A 1,343-nucleotide genomic window follows, 5' to 3' on the forward strand; every position below is an offset into this window, starting at 1 on the left:
CGAATCTTTAGCTGATGGGGGGATTTCCGATTACTTTTTTCCATATAATGCCCTCTCTGGCGGAGTGGACTTAAGTTTGTCACGGATTCAGGAAATATCATAATTCCCTCAAATTGTAAATACTAGGAATCTAATCTCTTGGACCTATCTTGATTGATTCGTGCTGTTTTGAGCGAGTTAAAAAAATTGAGGTGTGAGTGGCAGATATGAAATTAAGAAAAAGAACCGTGATCATTTTAGTCGTTACTCTCTTATTAATGTTGTGGATTGTTAGTTTTTTATCTCCTCAATTAACAATTCGAAGATACATGCTCGTTAGACTTCACCCTATTAGCGCCTTTACATCAAACATTACAAATATGGAGCAATATGACCCGGATTATGGCCATCTTTACGACGTAACGAATTACGTTGATTGGTCTACTCATGAGGAATTGAGTGTGTTCTATCTGAAAAAAGTGGGGCCTTTTTGGATTGTAGGAAGCATTGGAACTGGTCCATGAGGAAATAGCTAAAATACTCAAGATGTTATAAAGCTTTTCTTACCTTTAGTTGAGAATAGGCAGAACGTCCTACTTAGTCAAATTGATCACATCCGGCGAGAGGAAGATTGAGCCTTCCGAGCTACTGCGATAAAATGGTCGTGAATGTAAGAGATTCAGAACAACCCCGTGCCATTCCGTACATCCTGAAGCCGTCGTTGAACTCCGCCGCTTGCCAGGTCTGTCCGTCCGCCGGGCGGATAACCGTAGCAGTTTCAGTATTCGCGTAATAGCTCGCCTAGGTAACCGCGAACATGCCGTCATTAAATATTCAGACTGCCGGCATGTTCGGAGACCTTTTGAGACTTCCAAAGTAAAGATTGCCTCCAGCTTGTGGGTGCGAACCGCCGCATCTCCTGGTTACGCCGGCGCCGCAGCTAAAGGTAGACGTTACGCGTTTTCTTCTCGGACTAGTACAAACCTTCGCAATAAAAAATGCCCGCCCATTTGGGTGGGCGACAAAATTAATTTATTGACAACCCTGCAGCCTTCATCACTTCGTTAGCCATCCTAATAAACTCTTCCCGCGCTTTCTTCGACTCTGTGGCGTACCACGCCGCCGACTGGAAACGGATCTTTTCAGCGTCTTTAGGATCCATCTTCGGTCTCTTCTCCTGATTGGTCGTAAAAATTCAAAGGGAATACAGTTTCCTTGGCCGCTTTTCCATCATTGCAGACGTCCTGATCAATGAGCCATCGGATCCGTACTTGGTATTGTTGAAGCATGCGCTGATGATACAACGATAAAAAATACCCATGACGATGATGGGTAAAAATACACGTAAATTGCAAGAATAAATG

The 1,343-nt window shown here is 43.6% G+C and carries 3 protein-coding genes; 1 reads left to right on the forward strand and 2 read right to left on the reverse strand.

The window, feature by feature from the left end:
• Positions 1-206: 206 nt before the first annotated feature.
• Positions 207-503, forward strand: coding sequence for a hypothetical protein (locus ABEV74_RS23265; RefSeq protein ID WP_488168587.1), 297 nt, complete (start codon positions 207-209; stop codon positions 501-503).
• A gap of 503 nt (positions 504-1,006) precedes the next feature.
• On the opposite strand, the gene ABEV74_RS19350 is transcribed toward ABEV74_RS23265, so the two are convergent.
• Positions 1,007-1,141, reverse strand: coding sequence for an N-acetylmuramoyl-L-alanine amidase (locus ABEV74_RS19350; protein ID WP_430148613.1), 135 nt, complete (start codon positions 1,139-1,141; stop codon positions 1,007-1,009).
• Positions 1,131-1,343, reverse strand: a 213-nt coding sequence (locus tag ABEV74_RS19355; protein ID WP_430148616.1) for a hypothetical protein, incomplete at its 5' end; no start/stop codon positions are given. The genes ABEV74_RS19350 and ABEV74_RS19355, both read right to left, overlap by 11 nt.

The sequence above is a fragment of the Paenibacillus cisolokensis genome (genome assembly GCF_050481165.1).
Lineage (GTDB): Bacteria > Bacillota > Bacilli > Paenibacillales > Paenibacillaceae > Paenibacillus_AH > Paenibacillus_AH cisolokensis.

Excerpts from the sequence above, each read along its gene's own strand:
- ABEV74_RS23265 (WP_488168587.1), top strand. The coding sequence starts at position 207 with ATGAAATTAAGAAAAAGAACCGTGATCATTTTAGTCGTTACTCTCTTA.
- ABEV74_RS19350 (WP_430148613.1), bottom strand. The coding sequence starts at position 1,141 with ATGGATCCTAAAGACGCTGAAAAGATCCGTTTCCAGTCGGCGGCGTGG.